The sequence below is a fragment of the Nocardioides iriomotensis genome (genome assembly GCF_004168035.1).
GTDB lineage: Bacteria > Actinomycetota > Actinomycetes > Propionibacteriales > Nocardioidaceae > Nocardioides_B > Nocardioides_B iriomotensis.
The window spans coordinates 170,205-187,852 of sequence record NZ_SDPU01000023.1; the positions used below are offsets into that span (position 1 = coordinate 170,205).

Consider the following 17,648-nt stretch of genomic DNA (forward strand, 5'->3'; position numbering starts at 1 on the left):
CGCATGGACACCTCACCGGACACCGGCACCGTCGCCCTGCTCGACGGCGAGGTCGCGATCGAGGGCCGGATCATGCCGGCGTCGAACGCCACCTTCTTCGGCCGGGTGATGGCCTCGACCGGACCGGTGCCGTGCGTCTACAAGCCGGTGTCGGGGGAGCGGCCGCTGTGGGACTTCCCCGACGGGACGCTGGCCCGCCGCGAGGTGGCGGCGTACGCCGTCTCCGAGGCGCTGGGCTGGGACGTCGTCCCGCCCACGGTGCTGCGCGACGGTCCGGCCGGTGTCGGGATGGTCCAGGCGTGGTGCGAGACCGATGGCTCGCAGGACGCGGTCGACCTGGTCCCGGCCGGCACCTGCCCCGAGGGCTTCCTGCACGTGCTGGACGCCTTCGACCAGCGCGACCGGCCGATCTCGCTGGTGCACGAGGACTCCGCCGCGCTACGGCGGATGGCGGTCTTCGACGTGCTGGTCAACAACGCCGACCGCAAGGGCGGCCACGTGCTCGCGATGCCCGACGGCCACCGCTACGGCGTCGACCACGGTGTGAGCTTCCACGTCGACGACAAGCTCCGCACCGTGCTGTGGGGCTGGGCCGAGCAGCCGCTGCGCGACGAGGACGCCGACGGCGTGCGCCGCGTGCTCGACGCCGCAGGGACCGCGGGCAGCCCGCTGCGCACCCGGCTGGTCGACCTGCTCGCCGGCCACGAGGTCGACGCCTTCATCGGGCGCTGCGAGTGGCTGCTGGCATTCGGCCGGATGCCGCTGCCGTCGGGGGACTGGCCCGCGATCCCCTGGCCGGCGTTCTGACCGGACGGGCTCCGGAGTCGGGCGAAGGCGTTGGTTACGCTTCCCGACATGCGTGCGTGGAGCAGTCCGGACCTGCCTGACCCCGCCGGCCTCCCGCCGGCGCCGTCCGTCCGGATCCACGACACCGCCACCGGTGCGCTCGCCACGACCGACCCCGCCGGCGGCACCGCGCGCATGTACGTCTGCGGCATCACGCCGTACGACGCCACGCACCTCGGGCACGCCGCGACGTACGTCGCCTTCGACCTGCTCAACCGCGCTTGGCGCGCCGCGGGCCTCGACGTCCGCTACGTCCAGAACGTCACCGACGTCGACGACCCGCTGCTGGAGCGGGCCGACGCGACCGGCGTCGACTGGGTCGAGCTGGCCGAGCGCGAGACGGAGCTGTTCCGCGCCGACATGGCTGCGCTCCGGGTGCTGCCGCCGGCGGAGTACGTCGGGGCGGTGGAGTCGATCCCGCTCGTCGTCGAGCTGGTTCAGCAGCTGCGCGACCGTGGCTTCGTCTACGACGTCGACGGCGACCTCTACTTCGCCGTGCACTCCGACCCGCGGTTCGGCCAGGTCTCGGGGCTCGACGAGGAGCGCATGGTCGCGCTGTTTGGCGAGCGCGGCGGCGACCCGGACCGTCCCGGCAAGAAGCACCCGCTCGACTGCCTGCTGTGGCAGGCCGAGCGCCCCGGCGAGCCCGCATGGGACACCGACCTCGGCCGCGGCCGGCCCGGCTGGCACGTCGAGTGCAGCGCGATCGCGCTGACCAACCTCGGCGAGGCGTTCGACGTGCAGGGCGGGGGCAGCGACCTGATCTTCCCGCACCACGAGATGAGCGCGTCCGAGGCGCAGGCGGCGTTCACCGGCCTCACCTTCGCGCAGGCCTACGCCCACGTCGGGATGGTCGGCTACGACGGCGAGAAGATGTCGAAGTCCAAGGGCAACCTGGTCCTCGTCTCCAAGCTCCGTGAGGCCGGCGTCGACCCGATGGCCATCCGCCTCGCGCTGCTGCGGCACCACTACCGCGGCGACTGGGAGTGGACCGACGCCGACCTGTCGTCGGCCGAGGACCTGCTCGCCACGCTGCGGGAGGCGGTGGCCGCCGGAGCCGGTGCCCCGACCGCCCCGGTCGTCGAGAAGGTGCACGCCGCCCTGGCGTCCGACCTCGACGCGCCCACGGCCGTCACCGCCCTGCGGGACTGGGCCTGGGCGACCCGTGAGGGAGACCGTTCCGAGGACGGCGCCGGCGACGTCGTACGGCGTCTTGCCGACGCCTCGCTGGGTCTCCTGCTCTAGCTGTAACGCGGGGTTATGGACGCTTCACAAGGCATATGCCGCTTGTGGAGCGTCCATAACCCCGCGTTACAAGTGGTGTGCTGAAGCGGGCGGTCAGTCGTTGCCGGAGTCGCGCCGCTTGAGGTAGCGCTCGAACTCCCGCGCGATCGCCTCGCCGCTCGCCTCGGGCAGCTCCGCGGTGTCGCGGGTCTCCTCGAGCGCGCGGACGTAGTCGCCGATCTCCTCGTCCTCCTCGGCGAGCTCGTCGACCCCGCGCTCCCACGCGCGGGACTCCTCGGGGAGGTCGCCGAGCGGGATGCTGATCTCCAGCAGGTCCTCGAGCTGCCCGACGAGGGCGAGCGTCGCCTTGGGGCATGGCGGCTGCGCGACGTAGTGGGGCACGGCGGCCCAGTAGGACACCGCCGGGATGTCGAGCTGCGTGCACGCGTCCTGGAAGACCCCGACGATGCCGGTCGGGCCCTCGTAGTTGGACTGCTCGAGCTTGAGCTTGTCGATCAGCTCGGGCTCGGTCGCCGTACCCGTCACGGGGATCGGGCGGGTGTGCGGCGTGTCGGCGAGCAGCGCGCCGAGCGTCACGACGATCTCGGCGCCGAGCTCGTCGGCAGCGGCCAGCAGTTCGGCGCAGAACTGCCGCCAGCGCATGTTGGGCTCGATGCCGCGCAGCAGGATCACGTCGCGCAGGGCTCCGGGAGGCGAGGCGACGGCCAGCTGGGTCGACGGCCAGGTGATCCGGCGGTGCCCCTCCTCGTTGGTGCCGACGACCGGACGGTTCATCTGGAAGTCGTAGAACTCCTCGGGGTCGATCGCGGCGACCACCCGGGCGTTCCAGACGCGCATGAGGTGGTCGATCACCGACGAGGCGGCGTCCGCGGCGTCGTTCCAGCCCTCGAACGCGGCGACGAGGATGGGGGAGCGGAGCTCCGGCACCTCTTCGATCTCGATCACCCGATCAGCGTAGACCGGGTCACACCGCGGGCGGGGGAGGTCCGGCGACCTTCCCCGACCTGACAGAATGTGAGACGGCGATATCAGCCTGCGGTATGTCCACCGGCGCTCCGCACGCGCGCGCCTAGGCTGACTGACCGTCTTGTCCCTGTCTCGAGGAGTCCCGTGCCCCCCACCGACGCCGTCCGGCCCGACGCCACCGAGGAGCTCACCTCGGTGCTGCGCGAGCGGATCCTGGTGATGGACGGCGCGATGGGCACCCTGATCCAGAGCCACGGGCTCGGCGAGGACGACTACCGCGGGGAGCGGTACGCCGGGCACGCCCACGACCTCAAGGGCGACTCCGACATCCTGTCGGTGACCCGGCCGGACGTGATCTCCGACATCCACCGCACCTACCTCGCCGCGGGTGCGGACATCGTCTGCACCAACACGTTCACGGCGTCCTCGATCAGCCAGCTCGACTACGGCCTGCAGGACGACTGCTACGAGATCAACCGCTCCGCGGCCGCGCTGGCCAGGACCGCGGCCGACGAGGCGAGCACCCCCGACCGGCCGCGGTACGTCGCCGGCTCGATCGGGCCGACGAACCGGACCGCGTCGATCTCGCCCGACGTCAACGACCCCGGCGCGCGCAACGTGTCGTTCGAGGAGCTCGTGGAGTCCTACCTCGAGGAGGCCCGCGGCCTCGTCGACGGCGGCGCCGACATCCTGCTCGTCGAGACCATCTTCGACACCCTCAACGCCAAGGCCGCGATCTTCGCGCTCGAGACGCTGTTCGACGAGCGTGGCCGGCGCTGGCCGGTGATCATCTCCGGCACGATCACCGACGCCAGCGGCCGCACCCTGTCGGGGCAGACCACCGAGGCGTTCTGGAACTCCGTGCGCCACGTGCGCCCCGTCGCGGTCGGGCTCAACTGCGCGCTCGGCGCGAGTGACCTGCGCCCGTACGTCCAGGAGCTCTCGCGGCTGGCTGACTGCTTCGTGTCGTGCCACCCCAACGCCGGCCTGCCCAACGCGTTCGGCGAGTACGACGAGACACCCGACGACATGGCCCAGGTGCTCGGCCAGTTCGCGGCCGACGGTCTCGTGAACATCATGGGCGGCTGCTGCGGCACCACGCCCGACCACATCGCGGCCATCGCGACCGCGGCCAAGGGCGTCGAGCCCCGCTCGACCCAGGACGTGGGCGCGACGGCGCTCCGGCTCTCCGGTCTCGAGCCGCTCAACGTCACCGACGAGTCGCTGTTCGTCAACGTCGGCGAGCGCACGAACATCACCGGGTCGGCGCGGTTCCGCCGGCTGATCAAGGAGGGCGACTACGCGACCGCCCTCTCGGTCGCCCGCCAGCAGGTGGAGAGCGGCGCGCAGGTCATCGACGTCAACATGGACGAGGGCATGATCGACGGCGTCGCGGCGATGGACCGCTTCGTCAAGCTGATCGCGTCCGAGCCCGACATCTCGCGGGTGCCGCTGATGATCGACTCCTCCAAGTGGGAGGTGATCGAGGCCGGCCTGCGCTGCGTGCAGGGCAAGGCGATCGTCAACTCGATCTCGATGAAGGAGGGCGAGGAGAAGTTCGTCGAGCAGGCCCGCCTGTGCCGCCGCTACGGCGCCGCGGTCGTGGTGATGGCGTTCGACGAGGACGGTCAGGCCGACAACCTCGAGCGTCGCAAGGCGATCTGCAAGCGCGCCTACGACATCCTCGTCGACCAGGTCGGCTTCCCGCCCGAGGACATCATCTTCGACCCCAACATCTTCGCGGTCGCGACCGGCATCGAGGAGCACGCGGAGTACGGCGTCGACTACATCGAGGCGACCCGCTGGATCAAGCAGAACCTGCCCGGCGCGCTGGTCTCCGGTGGCGTCTCGAACGTGTCGTTCTCGTTCCGCGGCAACAACCCCGTGCGCGAGGCGATCCACGCGGTCTTCCTGTACCACGCGATCAAGGCCGGCATGGACATGGGCATCGTCAACGCCGGCGCCCTCGTCGTCTACGACGAGATCGACGAGCGGCTGCGCGAGCGCATCGAGGACGTGGTGCTCAACCGCCGGCCGGACAGCACCGAGCGGCTGCTGGAGATCGCGCCGGAGTACGCCGGCGACGGGGCCCAGCAGGAGGCCGTCGACGAGGAGTGGCGCAGCCTGCCGGTCGCGGAGCGCATCACCCACGCGCTGGTGAAGGGCATCGACGAGTTCGCCGAGGCCGACACCGAGGAGCTGCGCCAGGAGATCGCCGCCCGCGGCGGCCGGCCGATCGAGGTCATCGAGGGTCCGCTGATGGACGGCATGAACGTCGTCGGCGACCTGTTCGGCGACGGCAGGATGTTCCTGCCCCAGGTCGTGAAGAGCGCCCGCGTCATGAAGAAGGCGGTCGCCTACCTGATCCCCTTCATCGAGGCCGAGAAGCGGCCCGGTGACGCCGTGGAGAAGAAGGGCACGATCGTCATGGCGACGGTCAAGGGCGACGTCCACGACATCGGCAAGAACATCGTCGGCGTCGTGCTCCAGTGCAACAACTACGACGTCGTCGACCTCGGCGTGATGGTGCCGGCACAGAAGATCCTCGACACCGCCCGCGAGATCGACGCCGACATCATCGGCCTGTCCGGGCTCATCACGCCGTCGCTCGACGAGATGGTGAACCTCGCCACCGAGATGGAGCGCCAGGGCTTCGACGTACCCCTGCTGATCGGCGGCGCCACCACGTCCCGCGCGCACACCGCGGTCAAGGTCGACCCGAAGTACCACGGCCCGGTCGTGTGGGTGAAGGACGCCAGCCGGTCGGTGCCGATCGCCTCCACGCTGCTCTCCGCCGAGCGGCGGCAGGGCCTGCTCGACGACGTGCGCGCCGACTTCGACTCGATCCGGACCCGGCACGCGGCGAAGAACCAGGAGCGGCCGCTCGTCGCGCTCGACGCGGCGCGGGCCAACCGCACCCCGGTCGAGTGGGAGGGCTACCAGCCGCCGCCACCGCGCGCGCCGGGCGTGCACGTGTTCACCGAGTACGACCTCAGCGAGCTCCGCGACTACATCGACTGGCAGCCCTTCTTCAACGCCTGGGAGATGAAGGGCCGGTTCCCCGACATCCTCAACAACCCCTCGACCGGCGAGGCGGCCCGCAAGCTGTACGACGACGCGCAGGAGATGCTCGACCGGCTGGTCGCCGAGCGGTGGCTGGAGGCACGGGCCGCGGTCGGCCTGTTCCCGGCCAACACCGTCGGCGACGACATCGAGGTCTACACCGACGACACGCGCTCCGAGGTCCGCACCACCCTGGTCAACCTGCGGCAGCAGGGCCAGCACCGCGAGGGCGTGCCCAACCGGTCCAACGGCGACTTCGTGGCGCCCAAGGACTCCGGGCTGGCCGACCACGTCGGCGCGTTCGCGGTCACCGCCGGCCTCGGCTCCGGCGAGAAGGTCAAGGAGTTCAAGGAGCAGCTCGACGACTACTCCGCGATCCTGCTGGAGTCGCTGGCCGACCGGCTCGCCGAGGCGTTCGCCGAGCGGATGCACGAGCGGGTGCGCACCGAGCTGTGGGGCTACGCCGCCGGCGAGGACCTCGCCAACGCGGACCTCATCAAGGAGTCCTACCAGGGCGTGCGGCCGGCGCCGGGCTACCCGTCCTGCCCGGACCACACCGAGAAGCTGAAGCTGTGGGACCTGCTCGGCGTCGAGGAGGCCACCGGCATCGCGCTCACCGAGTCGATGGCGATGTGGCCCGGTGCGTCGGTCAGCGGCTGGTACTTCAGCCACCCCCAGTCGCAGTACTTCGTCGTCGGCCGGGTCGGCAAGGACCAGGTCGAGGAGTACGCCGCCCGCAAGGGCCAGAGCCTCGCCGAGACGGAGCGGTGGCTGGCCCCCAACCTCGGATACGAACCGGAGGACTGACCCGCCCGTGAACGCACCCACCCCGCTGCCGGACGCCGTGCTGTGGGACATGGACGGAACCCTGGTCGACACCGAGCCCTACTGGGTCGAGTCCGAGCACGAGGTCGTCGAGAAGTACGGCGGCACCTGGAGCCACGAGCTCGCGATGCAGGTCGTCGGGTTCGACCTGCTCGACTCCGGCCGGTTCATCCGTGAGCAATCCGGCATCGACGTCGAGCCGTCGGTCATCGTCGAGGAGCTGCTCGACCTCGTCGTACGGCGGGTCGAGGAGGAGGTCCCCTTCCGGCCCGGTGCCCTGGAGCTGCTGGCGGACCTGCGCGCCCACGGCGTGCGGTGCGCGCTCGTCACGATGTCCTACCGGCGCTTCGTCGCCCCGATCCTGGCCGGCCTGCCCGACGACACCTTCGAGGTGGTCGTCACCGGCGACGCCGTCTCGCAGGGCAAGCCGCACCCGGAGCCGTACCTCAAGGCCGCAGCCATCCTGGGCGTCGAGCCGTCGCGGACACTCGCGATCGAGGACTCCAACACCGGCACCCGCTCGGCCGAGTCGGCCGGCTGCACCGTGCTGGTCGTGCCCAACCACGTCCCGGTGCTCGAGGGGGAGCGGCGGGTGTTCGTCGACTCGCTCGCGGACCTGTCCGCGCGCACCCTGCCCGCCCTGGTCGGCGTCGACGGGCTGTCGGGGGCCCGGAGGTCGTAGGACCACCGTCCAATGGCGGGCGCCCGCGCGGCCGGGCGACGCTGGTGCTCCCACCAGGACGAGGACACCGGAGGACCCCATGTCGCACACCCGCTCCACGCTTCGCATCGCCGCCACCGCGCTCACCGCGGCCGTCACCGTGCCGCTGCTGGTCGCCGGGCCGGCCCTGGCCAACGACGACGACGTGATCCGTCGTGGCGGCTGCAGCGGCGGCACCGACTGGAAGGTCAAGGCCAGCCCCGAGGACGGCCGGATCGAGGTCGAGGGCGAGATCGACAGCAACAACAACGGCCAGACCTGGCGCTGGCGGCTCAGGCACAACGGCAGCCTGTCCGCCAAGGGCACCGCGACGACGGGCGGCCGCAGCGGGTCGTTCGAGGTGCGCCGGGTGCTCGTCGACCTGAGCGGGCCCGACACTTTCGTGTTCCGTGCGCGCAACGTCGGCAGCGGCGAGGTCTGCCGCGGCACGGTCACCTTCTGAGCCGGAACACCGGTCGCGGCGCGGCCGGGCCGCGATACTGGCTGCTGCCCGGCCACCCGACGGGCTCGAGAGGGGAGGGCAGCAGCCGGTGCGGCTCCTGAGGTCACCCCTCGCGCAGTTCCTGCTCGCGGGCGCCGTGGTGGTCGTGGTGGTGTTCGTGGCCACCGGCCGGCTGAGCGGGTCCGCGGCGTCGGAGGAGGCGATCGACGACGCCATCGCGACCACGCGACTGCTCGCCCGCTCGGTGGCCGAGCCGGAGCTTCCGCGCGGCCTCGTCGACGGCGACGCCGCCGCGATCGACCGCTTCGACCGGGCCGTCCTCCGCAGGCTGCTCGTCGACGACGTGCAGCGGATCAAGATCTGGGACGAGGGCGGCACGGTCGTGTACTCCGACGCCACCCGGCTCATCGGCCAGAAGTTCGAGCTGGACGAGGACGAGTGGGCGGTGCTCACCGGCGGGGGCGACGACGCCGAGGAGTCCGACCTGACCAAGCCCGAGAACCGGTTCGAGCAGGGCCACGGTGGCCTGCTCGAGGTCTACACCCGGATCGAGTCGCCGGAGGGGAAGCCGCTGCTGTTCGAGGTCTACTACTCCGCCGCCGACATCGAGGCCCGGCGGGCGGCCGTGTTCGCGGCGTTCCGGCCCATCACGCTCGGCGGGATCGCCGCGCTCGTGCTCGCCGCCGTACCGCTGCTCTGGGTTCTGACCCGACGCCTCGACCGGGGCGCCCGCGAACGGGAACGCCTGCTCCGCGCCGCCGTCGACGCCTCCGACGCCGAACGGCGCCGGATCGCGCGCGACCTGCACGACTCCGTGGTGCAGGACCTCGCCGGTACGGCGTTCTCGCTGTCCGCCGCGGCCAAGGCCGGGGGAGCCCCGCCGGAGGAGCTCGCCCGGCTCGGCGGCTCCGTCCGCGGCTCGCTGCGCGGGCTGCGGTCGCTGCTCGTCGAGATCCACCCGCCCGAGCTCACCACGTCCGGGCTGCACGCCGCGCTGGAGGACCTCGTCGCCGGCGGTGACGCCCGCGACGTCACCGGCGAGGTCGAGACCGGCGACCTGTCCGGGCTCGACGACCGGGGTGCCGCCCTGGTCTGGCGGGTCGCGCAGGAGGCCGTGCGCAACGCCCTCCGGCACGCCGACGCCACCCACGTCCGGGTGCGCGTCGACCGGGAGGGCGCCGCCACGGTGCTGGAGGTGGTCGACGACGGCCGCGGCTTCGACCCCGCGGCGGTCGCGCGAGCGGACGCCGACGGCAGCCACTTCGGCCTCCGCGGCCTCGAGAGCCTGGTCCGCGACGCCGGCGGCCGGGTCGAGGTTCGCTCCCGGCCGGGTGCCGGCACCACCGTCCGGATGGAGCTGGCATGAGCGGTCGTTCGTCCCCGTCCGGGCACCCCATCCGGGTCGTGCTGGTCGACGACCACGCCGTCGTGCGCACCGGCCTCGCGCAGCTGCTCTCCGGCACCGACGGCATCGAGGTGGTCGGCACCGCCGGCGACGGCGCGGAGGCTCTCGAGGTCGTCCGGGAGACCGGTCCCGACGTGGTGCTGATGGACCTGCAGATGCCGGGCACCGACGGGGTCGCCGCGACCCGCGCGCTCCGGGCCGAGGGGCTGCCGGCCCAGGTCCTGGTGCTGACGTCGTACTCCGACGGCGACCGGATCATCGCCGCCCTCGACGCCGGCGCGGTCGGGTACCTCCTCAAGGACGCCGAACCCGACGAGGTCCTCGCCGGCATCCGCGCCGTCGCCCGCGGCGAGTCTCCGCTGCACCCCCGCGCCGCCCGCGCCCTGCTGAGCGCCCGCCGGCCGACCCCCGCCGAGGCCGAGGACGCGTCCGTCCTCACCGTGCGCGAGGTCGAGGTGCTGCGTCTGGTGCGGCAGGGGCTCGCCAACAAGCAGATCGCCCGACGCCTGGGCATCACCGAGCGCACGGTCAAGGCGCACCTGACGTCGGTCTTCCAGCGCCTCGGCGTGGCCGACCGGACCCAGGCGGCGCTGTGGGCGGAGCGGCACGGGCTGTAGGGCGCATGGGCGGTAAGGCGTCTTTACCCGTTTTGCTCCGCAGACCCCGTCCCAGCCGTCACACTCGTCACGTCTGGGAGGAGGCGAGTGGTGCGCGTGCTCAAGAACCCGGTGGCGCAGTTCCTCGCCGCCGGGATCGTCATCGTGACGGCGGTCGTGTTCGTCTCTGACGCGCTCAGTCACCGGGCTGCCGAGCGGGAGGCCATCGCCGACGCGCGCGCCACGACCGAGCTGATGGCCAAGGCCATCGCCGAACCGCTCGTCCCGCCTGGCCTGGCCTATGGCAGCCACAGCTCCGCACGATGGTTCGGCGCCCAGATTGGCGACCGCCTGAAGGTCGACAACGTCGAGCGGGTCAAGATCTGGAACTCCTCGGGCAAGATCGTCTGGTCCGACCAGGCCGAGCTGATCGGAGACGAGTTCACGCTGAGCGAGAGCGCCCGCGAGGTGCTGGCCAGCGGCCGTTCGGAGGGCGAGCTCTCCGACCTGCGGCGACCGGAGAACCACTACGAGGTCGAGGACAACGGACTGCTGGAGGTCTACACGAGGATCGACGCCCTCGGTGAGCCACTGCTCTTCGAGGTCTACTACTCCGAGCAGGACCTCGAACGGACCACCGCGGTCGTCCTCGACGCCTTCCGGCCGATCACCGTCGGTGGCGCGCTGGCCGTCGGGCTGCTGACCATCCCGCTGCTGATCGGCCTCAACCGCCGGCTCGGCCGCGCGTCCGATGCCCGCGAGAGGCTGCTCCGGGCCGCCGTCGACGCGTCGGAGGAGGAGCGCCGCCGGATCGCCCGCGACCTGCACGACGGCGTCGGCCACCGGATCCGCGAGGCCGCCGACGCGGTCGCCGCCGAGGCGGTCGACCTGACCACGCCGCCGCGGACGGCCCGCAGGCTGCAGGACGTCGACGACCGGCTGCGCGCGACCGCGGAGTCGGTGCGCTCGCTCGTGCTCGACATCTACCCGCCGGACCTCGACGCGTCCCGGCTCGGCGACGCCCTCGACGACCTGGTCGCCCCGGCCGCGGACGCCGGGCTGGTGGTCAAGGTCGAGGTCGACGACCTCGGCACGACCTCCGACGACGCCGTGGCGCTGGTCTGGCGGGTGGCCCGCGAGGGCGTGCGCAACGCCCTCCGGCACGCCCGCAGCACGTCACTCGCCGTCAGCGTGCACCGTTCGCGCTCGGCCCTGGAGCTGCGCGTGGTGGACGACGGGGTGGGCTTCGTGCCGGGAGCGTTCCGGCAGGCGGACCGGTTCGGGCTGCGCGGCCTGGAGGACCTCGCCGCCGAGGCGGGCGGCAGCCTCTCGGTGTCGTCCGGCCCGGGTCGCGGGACCGTGCTGACCCTCCAGGTGCCCACCGCCTGACGCGCTGCGTCGTGACGGCGGAGGGCACCGTGGCCACGTCTAGTCCAGGTCCTCGGCGGTGAGGCCGTCGCCGGCCTCCTCGAGCACCGCGCTCGGCTCCGGCGGCAGCGGCGGGGGCGTGCCGCCCCAGGCCGGGCAGATCGCCTGGTGGGAGCAGTAACCGCACATCGCGCTGCGGTTGGGCCGCCAGTCGCCGGTCTCGCGCGCCAGCGCGATGGCGGCCCAGATCGCCTCCACCTTGCGCTCGGTGGCGAGCAGGTCCTGCTCGTCGGGGGAGTAGCGGAGCACCTCGCCGTTGCCGAGGTAGATCAGCTGCAGCATCGACGGGATCACCCCGCGGGTGCGCCACACGACGAGGGCGTAGAACTTCATCTGGAACAGCGCACGCGCCTCGTAGCCCTCGTGCGGCGAGCGGCCGGTCTTGTAGTCGACGACCCGGATCCGCCCGTCCGGCGCGACGTCGAGCCGGTCGATGAAGCCCCGCAGGAGCAGCTTGGAGTCGAGCAGGCTCTCGACGTACAGCTCCCGCTCGGCCGGCTCGAGGTTGGTCGGGTCCTCGAGGGTGAAGTAGGCGTCGAGCGACGTCCGGCAGGACGCCAGCCAGGCGCCGACGTCGGGCCCCTCTGCCCCGAACATCTCGGCGATGTCGGGCTCGACCTCCAGGACCTTCTCCCACGAGGGCTGGACCAGGTCGGCGGCGCGCGCGGGCGTGCGCTCCGCCGCGGGCAGGTCGAAGAGGTCCTCGAGCACCTTGTGCACCACGGTGCCCCGCACCGCGTCGGGGCTCGGCCGCTCCGGCAGCCGGTCGATGGTGCGGAACCGGTAGAGCAGGGGACAGGTCACGAAGTCGCCCGCCCGGCTCGGCGACAGCGAGCCGAGCACGTCGACACCGTCGACGACGGTGCGCTCGGGGCGCTCGGGGCGCTCCGTGTGCTCGGCGTCGCGCGGCTCGACCTCGGTCTCCATGGCGCCGACCCTAGGCGACGGCACGGACAGTTCCGGGCGGTGCGTCGCGATAGTTTGGGGCCGTGACGGAGAGCCAGCAACGTTCCCGCCCGCCCGGGACCCTGAAGATCGGCGAGATCGGTGGCGTCGACGTGCTGGTGCGGTCGTCCTGGCTGGTGGTGGCCGCGCTGATCGCGTTCATGCTCGCCCCGGCGATCGAGGCGGTCGAGCCCGGCATCGGCAACGGCAAGTACGTCGCGGGGGTCGCGTTCGCGGTGCTGCTGTACCTGTCCGTGCTGCTCCACGAGATGTCGCACGCGCTGATGGCCAAGCGCTTCGGGCTGCCGGTCCGGTCGATCACCCTGCACTTCCTCGGCGGCGTCACCGAGATCGAGGGGGAGCCCGACACCCCGGCCCGCGAGTTCGTCGTGTCAGTGGTCGGCCCGATCACCTCCATCGGCGTCGGCGTGGTGTTCCTCCTGCTGCACCCGGTCGTCCCAGACGGCCTGCTGCGGCTCGCCGTCGACGCGCTCGCCGGCGCCAACCTGGTGGTCGGCGTGCTCAACCTCGTGCCGGGGCTCCCGCTCGACGGTGGCCGCGTCCTGCGCGCCGCCGTCTGGGGCATCACCGGCAACCCGCACCGCGGCACGATCGTCGCGGGCTGGTGCGGCCGCGTCGCCGCCGTGCTCGTGTTCCTGTTCCCGCTGGTCCAGCAGCCCGTCACCGGCCGGCCGGCGATCCCCACCGACTACATCCTGGCGTTCGTCATCGCGTTCTTCCTGTGGAGCGGCGCCACCCAGGCGATCCTCTCGGCGCAGGTACGCCGCCGCCTGCCCGCGCTGCGCGCCCGCCAGCTCGCCCGCCGGGCGCTCGCCGTACCCCACGACCTGCCGCTGTCCGAGGCGGTGCGCCAGGCGCAGGAGGCGCAGGCCGGCAGCCTCGTCGTGCTCGACGTCGACGGCCACGTGTCGGGCATCGTCAACGAGGCCGCCGTGCTCGCGACGCCCGAGGACCGACGCCCCTGGGTGGCGGTCAGCACGGTCGCACGCACGGTCGAGCCCGGGCTGCAGCTCGACGCCGACATTGCCGGCGAGCCGCTGATACGGGCGATGCAGCGCACCCCCGCGTCGGAGTACCTCCTGCGCGAGCGCGACGGCGCGATCTTCGGCGTGCTGGTCACCGACGACGTCGACCGCGCGTTCGCCGCGACCACCTGAGGCCGGCCGGCCGAGCCCTTTGTAGGGTCGGCGCGTGCCCCCTCTCGACGACACCGACGCGCCCGCCTGGTCCGGCGTCCACCGCGGCCCGCTGCGGGCGGGCGAGTGGGTCCGCCTCACCGACCAGAAGGGCCGCCGGCACAACATCTGCCTCGAGCCGGGCAAGCGCTTCTTCTCCAACAAGGGCCACCTCGACCACGACGAGCTGATCGGCCGCGAGGAGGGGTTCAGCGTCACGTCCTCGGCGGGCGGGGAGTACCTCGTGTTCCGGCCGCTGCTCAGCGAGTTCGTCGTCTCGATGCCGCGCGGCGCGGCGGTGGTCTACCCCAAGGACGCCGCGCAGATCGTGGCGATGGCCGACGTGTTCCCCGGCGCCCGGGTGGTCGAGGCCGGGGTCGGCTCCGGCGCGCTGACCTGCTCCCTGCTCCGCGCCGTCGGACCCCAGGGGTCCGTGTCGTCGTACGAGCGCCGGCAGGAGTTCGCCGACGTGGCCGGCCGCAACGTCACCCAGTTCTTCGGAGGCGACCACCCCGCCTGGCGGCTGACCGTCGGCGACCTGGTCGAGGCGATGAGCGAGGAGGACGGCACCGTCGACCGCGTCGTCCTCGACATGCTCGCCCCCTGGGAGTGCGTCGACCGCGTCGGCCGCGCGCTCGCCCCGGGCGGCATCCTCTGCGCGTACGTCGCGACCACCACCCAGCTCGGCCGCACCGTCGAGACGGTCCGCGCGCACGGCGGCTTCACCGAGCCGCAGCCGTGGGAGACGCTCGTCCGCGACTGGCACGTCGAGGGGCTCGCCGTGCGTCCCGGGCACAAGATGATCGGCCACACCGGCTTCCTGGTGACCGCCCGGCGGATGGCGGCGGGCGAGACCGCGCCGGTGAAGAAGCGGCGCCCGGCCCCGGGTGCCTACGGGGTGGACTACACCGGTCCCCGTCCCGCGGGGCTCCCGCCCACGATCGCCGACGAGCCGTACGACGACTGAAACAAGTTGGTCACGAGGTGCTTGGAACCGCAACGAAAAGGTAACCGACACAACCACCCAAGCGCCTTCAAAAGCTTCGGCCCCCGAGTAGGGTCGAAAGCGTCACGAAACCTAACTTTGCGGAGGTGAGGTCGTGGCCGGATCGGAGAGCTCGGACCGCGGGCGTCGCACGCCCGAGGAGCTGGAGACACAGGTCGGGTACCTCGAGGCCGAGGTCGGAGACCTGCGTCGCCGCCTGGCGGACAGCCCGGTCCACTCCCGCGCGCTGGAGCAGCGCCTCGCCGAGACGCAGCGCTCGCTGGCCGGTGTCACCGCCCAGAACGAGCGCCTCGCCCAGACGCTGCGCGAGGCCCGTGACCAGATCATGACGCTCAAGGAGGAGGTCGACCGGCTCGCCCAGCCGCCGGCCGGTTTCGGCACCTTCCTGAGCCGCAACGAGGACGACTCGATCGACGTGTTCACCGGCGGCCGCAAGCTGCGGGTCAACGTCAGCCCGTCGGTCGACCTCGACGAGCTCCAGCGTGGCCAGGAGGTCATGCTCAACGAGGCCCTCAACGTCGTCGCCGCCCTGCGCTTCGAGCAGGTCGGTGAGGTGGTGATGCTCAAGGAGGTCCTCGCCGACGGCGAGCGCGTCCTGGTCATCGCCAACGCCGACGAGGAGCGCGTCGTACGCCTCGCGGAGCCGCTGCTGCGCGAGCAGCTGCGCGCCGGCGACTCGCTGCTGCTCGACACCCGCTCCGGCTACGCCTACGAGCGGGTCCCGAAGTCCGAGGTCGAGGAGCTCGTCCTCGAAGAGGTCCCGGACATCGACTACGCCAGCATCGGCGGGCTGAAGGGCCAGATCGACCAGATCCAGGACGCCGTCGAGCTGCCGTACCTCTACCCCGAGCTGTTCAAGGAGCACGAGCTCAAGCCGCCCAAGGGCGTGCTGCTCTACGGCCCGCCCGGCTGCGGCAAGACGCTGATCGCGAAGGCCGTCGCCAACAGCCTCGCCAAGAAGGTCGCCGCCCGGACCGGCCAGGAGGGGAAGTCCTACTTCCTCAACATCAAGGGCCCCGAGCTGCTCAACAAGTACGTCGGCGAGACCGAGCGGCACATCCGGCTGGTGTTCCAGCGGGCCCGTGAGAAGGCCTCGCAGGGCACGCCGGTGATCGTGTTCTTCGACGAGATGGACTCGCTGTTCCGCACCCGCGGCTCCGGCGTCTCCTCCGACGTCGAGAACACCATCGTCCCGCAGCTGCTCAGCGAGATCGACGGTGTCGAGACGCTCGAGAACGTCCTGGTCATCGGCGCCTCCAACCGCGAGGACATGATCGACCCCGCGATCCTGCGGCCCGGCCGGCTCGACGTGAAGATCAAGATCGAGCGTCCCGACGCGGAGTCCGCGCGCGACATCTTCTCGAAGTACCTCACCAAGACGCTGCCGCTGCACGCCGAGGACCTCGCGGAGTTCGGTGGCGACACCGAGGCGTGCGTCAACGGGATGATCCAGCGCACCGTCGAGCGCATGTACACCGAGAGCGAGGAGAACCGCTTCCTCGAGGTCACCTACGCCAACGGTGACAAGGAGATCCTGTACTTCAAGGACTTCAACTCCGGCGCGATGATCCAGAACATCGTCGACCGGGCCAAGAAGATGGCGATCAAGGACCTCCTGGACAACGACCAGAAGGGCATCCGGGTCACCCACCTGCTGCAGGCCTGCGTCGACGAGTTCAAGGAGAACGAAGACCTGCCCAACACCACCAACCCCGACGACTGGGCGCGGATCTCCGGCAAGAAGGGTGAGCGGATCGTGTTCATCCGCACGCTCATCACCGGCAAGCAGGGCACCGAGCCGGGCCGCTCGATCGACACGGTCTCCAACACCGGTCAGTACCTCTAGGCAGCCCCGCCCCGGCATAGGGTTCCGGGGTGGAGCACAGGGACGACAAGCTGGAGCGCCAGGAGATCGAGGCGTTCCTGGAGACTCGCCGCGAGCTCGGGCCGAGCTACGAGCGCGAGGTGGTGGACGCGTTCGCCGAGCGGATCGAGCGCGCCGTCGAGACGCGCGTGGGGTCCACCGGGTGGGACCTCAAGCAGCAGCGCGACGACGAGCGTGGCGACCGGCAGCGCCAGCTCGCGCTCGGCATCGTCTCCCTCGGCGTCAGCATCCCGATCACGATCCCGCTCGCGCTGACCGACAACATCGGCGCCCTCGCGATCTCGTGGCTGGGCATCGTGGGCGTCAACGCCGCACACGCCAGCGTCGTCAACGCCCGCCGTCGCCGGGACGACCGACGGGGTCGGTGACGTCCGCGACCGTCGCGTCCAGCAGGCGTACGACGTCGTCGGCGCGCACGGTCAGCGCCACGCCGTGCGCGCCTCCGCCGAGCGACACGTCCCCGGTCATCGTCGCGTCGGCGACGACCGGCCAGGCGCTGCTGCTGCCCAGCGGCGTGATCGTGCCGCGCTCGTAGCCGGTGACGTCCCGGGCCACCTCGGCGCTGGGCATCGACAGCCGGTTGACGCCGAGCAGCGCGCGCAGCTTGGGCCAGGAGATCTCGCGGTCGCCCGGCACCAGCACGAACCGGTAGTCGTCGTCGGTGACCCGCACCACCAGCGTCTTCACGACGGCGGCGGGGGAGACGCCCCGGGCCGCGGCGGCCTCCTCCAGCGAGCGCACCGGGCCGTGCCGGGTCGTGCTGTGGTCCAGGCCGAGCGCGTCGGCGGCCTCCTCGGCGCGGGTGCGGCCGGTGCCGCCGTCGTCGGTCATGCCACGACGCTACCCAGTGGCGCGGACCGGCCGGGGTTGGCCGCTGCACGTCACGGGTACGACGCACCGACATCCGAATCCGTGGAAGGTGGACCCGTGAAGACCATCGTCATCCTGATCGTGGTGGTGCTCGTCGTGCTGTTCCTGCTCGGGAAGTTCCGCCCCGGCAAGAAGCTCTGACACCGGACCGGGACGCCGCAGCCGGTCTCGCAGCGTCCCGGATGCCGGTGATCCGGTTGGGAAGTGTC

The 17,648-nt window shown here is 71.9% G+C and carries 15 protein-coding genes; 12 read left to right on the top strand and 3 right to left on the bottom strand.

The features are described 5' to 3' along the window. Nucleotides 1-3 precede the first annotated feature (3 nt). Nucleotides 4-807: an SCO1664 family protein gene (locus ETU37_RS13305; RefSeq protein WP_129987815.1), complete on the top strand. Its 804-nt coding sequence runs from the start codon at nucleotides 4-6 to the stop codon at nucleotides 805-807. 48 nt (nucleotides 808-855) lie between these two features. Continuing rightward, nucleotides 856-2,091 carry a cysteine--1-D-myo-inosityl 2-amino-2-deoxy-alpha-D-glucopyranoside ligase gene (gene mshC / locus ETU37_RS13310; RefSeq protein ID WP_129987816.1) on the top strand — a complete coding sequence of 412 codons (1,236 nt, stop codon included), beginning with the start codon at nucleotides 856-858 and terminating at the stop codon, nucleotides 2,089-2,091. A gap of 93 nt (nucleotides 2,092-2,184) precedes the next feature. Here the strand turns inward: mshC and ETU37_RS13315 are convergent, their stop codons facing one another. Further along, the gene (locus tag ETU37_RS13315; RefSeq protein WP_129987817.1) at nucleotides 2,185-3,036 is read right to left on the bottom strand and encodes a PAC2 family protein; all 852 of its coding nucleotides are present in this window, start codon (nucleotides 3,034-3,036) and stop codon (nucleotides 2,185-2,187) included. Between the two features lie 165 nt (nucleotides 3,037-3,201). On the opposite strand from ETU37_RS13315, the gene metH reads away from it, so the two are divergent. The 6 genes from metH (at nucleotide 3,202) to ETU37_RS23220 (ending at nucleotide 11,498) form a co-directional block, all read left to right on the top strand. Then, the gene (gene metH, locus ETU37_RS13320) at nucleotides 3,202-6,927 is read left to right on the top strand and encodes a methionine synthase (protein ID WP_165372517.1); all 3,726 of its coding nucleotides are present in this window, start codon (nucleotides 3,202-3,204) and stop codon (nucleotides 6,925-6,927) included. A gap of 7 nt (nucleotides 6,928-6,934) precedes the next feature. Beyond that, a complete protein-coding gene (locus tag ETU37_RS13325) occupies nucleotides 6,935-7,627 on the top strand; it encodes an HAD family hydrolase (protein ID WP_129987818.1) in 693 nt (230 codons plus the stop codon). A 79-nt stretch (nucleotides 7,628-7,706) separates the two neighbouring features. Beyond that, nucleotides 7,707-8,108 (top strand): hypothetical protein, encoded by a 402-nt coding sequence (locus ETU37_RS13330; protein ID WP_129987819.1) that lies wholly within the window; start codon nucleotides 7,707-7,709, stop codon nucleotides 8,106-8,108. Between the two features lie 88 nt (nucleotides 8,109-8,196). Continuing rightward, complete coding sequence (locus ETU37_RS13335; protein WP_129987820.1) at nucleotides 8,197-9,474, top strand: sensor histidine kinase; 1,278 nt, start codon at nucleotides 8,197-8,199, stop codon at nucleotides 9,472-9,474. Continuing rightward, a complete protein-coding gene (locus ETU37_RS13340; RefSeq protein ID WP_129987821.1) occupies nucleotides 9,471-10,130 on the top strand; it encodes a response regulator in 660 nt (219 codons plus the stop codon). Before ETU37_RS13335 ends, ETU37_RS13340 begins: the two co-directional genes overlap by 4 nt. A gap of 90 nt (nucleotides 10,131-10,220) precedes the next feature. After that, nucleotides 10,221-11,498: a sensor histidine kinase gene (locus ETU37_RS23220; RefSeq protein ID WP_165372518.1), complete on the top strand. Its 1,278-nt coding sequence runs from the start codon at nucleotides 10,221-10,223 to the stop codon at nucleotides 11,496-11,498. Between the two features lie 39 nt (nucleotides 11,499-11,537). On the opposite strand, the gene ETU37_RS13350 is transcribed toward ETU37_RS23220, so the two are convergent. After that, nucleotides 11,538-12,464 carry a RecB family exonuclease gene (locus ETU37_RS13350; protein ID WP_129987822.1) on the bottom strand — a complete coding sequence of 309 codons (927 nt, stop codon included), beginning with the start codon at nucleotides 12,462-12,464 and terminating at the stop codon, nucleotides 11,538-11,540. A gap of 62 nt (nucleotides 12,465-12,526) precedes the next feature. Here ETU37_RS13350 and ETU37_RS13355 point away from each other — a divergent pair, with 62 nt between their 5' ends. The 4 genes from ETU37_RS13355 to ETU37_RS13370 all read left to right on the top strand — a co-directional run bounded on the left by ETU37_RS13355 (nucleotide 12,527) and on the right by ETU37_RS13370 (nucleotide 16,937). After that, nucleotides 12,527-13,660, top strand: coding sequence for a site-2 protease family protein (locus ETU37_RS13355; RefSeq protein ID WP_129987823.1), 1,134 nt, complete (start codon nucleotides 12,527-12,529; stop codon nucleotides 13,658-13,660). A gap of 34 nt (nucleotides 13,661-13,694) precedes the next feature. Then, nucleotides 13,695-14,645, top strand: coding sequence for a tRNA (adenine-N1)-methyltransferase (locus tag ETU37_RS13360; RefSeq protein ID WP_129987824.1), 951 nt, complete (start codon nucleotides 13,695-13,697; stop codon nucleotides 14,643-14,645). 133 nt (nucleotides 14,646-14,778) lie between these two features. Next, nucleotides 14,779-16,530: a proteasome ATPase gene (gene arc / locus ETU37_RS13365; RefSeq protein WP_129987825.1), complete on the top strand. Its 1,752-nt coding sequence runs from the start codon at nucleotides 14,779-14,781 to the stop codon at nucleotides 16,528-16,530. A gap of 29 nt (nucleotides 16,531-16,559) precedes the next feature. Further along, nucleotides 16,560-16,937 (top strand): hypothetical protein, encoded by a 378-nt coding sequence (locus ETU37_RS13370; protein ID WP_129987826.1) that lies wholly within the window; start codon nucleotides 16,560-16,562, stop codon nucleotides 16,935-16,937. Here the strand turns inward: ETU37_RS13370 and ETU37_RS13375 are convergent. Continuing rightward, nucleotides 16,897-17,400, bottom strand: coding sequence for an aminoacyl-tRNA deacylase (locus ETU37_RS13375; protein WP_129987827.1), 504 nt, complete (start codon nucleotides 17,398-17,400; stop codon nucleotides 16,897-16,899). The two genes, ETU37_RS13370 and ETU37_RS13375, sit on opposite strands and share 41 nt — an antisense overlap. Nucleotides 17,401-17,648: the final 248 nt, after the last annotated feature.

Excerpts from the sequence above, each read along its gene's own strand:
- ETU37_RS13350 (WP_129987822.1), bottom strand. The coding sequence starts at position 12,464 with ATGGAGACCGAGGTCGAGCCGCGCGACGCCGAGCACACGGAGCGCCCC.
- ETU37_RS13305 (WP_129987815.1), top strand. The coding sequence starts at position 4 with ATGGACACCTCACCGGACACCGGCACCGTCGCCCTGCTCGACGGCGAG.
- ETU37_RS13375 (WP_129987827.1), bottom strand. The coding sequence starts at position 17,400 with ATGACCGACGACGGCGGCACCGGCCGCACCCGCGCCGAGGAGGCCGCC.
- ETU37_RS13340 (WP_129987821.1), top strand. The coding sequence starts at position 9,471 with ATGAGCGGTCGTTCGTCCCCGTCCGGGCACCCCATCCGGGTCGTGCTG.
- mshC (WP_129987816.1), top strand. The coding sequence starts at position 856 with ATGCGTGCGTGGAGCAGTCCGGACCTGCCTGACCCCGCCGGCCTCCCG.
- ETU37_RS13330 (WP_129987819.1), top strand. The coding sequence starts at position 7,707 with ATGTCGCACACCCGCTCCACGCTTCGCATCGCCGCCACCGCGCTCACC.